Genomic DNA, 261 nt, shown 5'->3' on the forward strand with positions numbered 1-261 from the left:
CACAAGTGCCCACACAGATTGATTTGGTTAAATTGTTAAAGAGCGTTGTCTTTCAACCACTTAGCGTTTCAGCTTCGTCGTTTCAGGCTGCGTATATTACGCTTTCTGATTTGAAAGTCAAGATAATATTTTCAACTTTTTCATTTATTTATGAAAGACTTAAAAATGCTATGTTGACTTGGCTCACAGTGACAATCTGAGAGCGAAATAAAAGCCCGTTCTATCGAACGGGCACTTATTCAAATTCAAGCCTGGCGATGT

General features: G+C 37.9%; 1 protein-coding gene. It reads left to right on the forward strand.

The features are described from left to right. Nucleotides 1-200, forward strand: a 200-nt coding sequence (locus A6E03_RS20370; RefSeq protein WP_218060152.1) for a hypothetical protein, incomplete at its 5' end; no start/stop codon positions are given. Nucleotides 201-261 lie beyond the last annotated feature (61 nt).

It is taken from the genome of Aliivibrio sp. 1S128 (genome assembly GCF_001691065.1).
GTDB lineage: Bacteria > Pseudomonadota > Gammaproteobacteria > Enterobacterales > Vibrionaceae > Aliivibrio.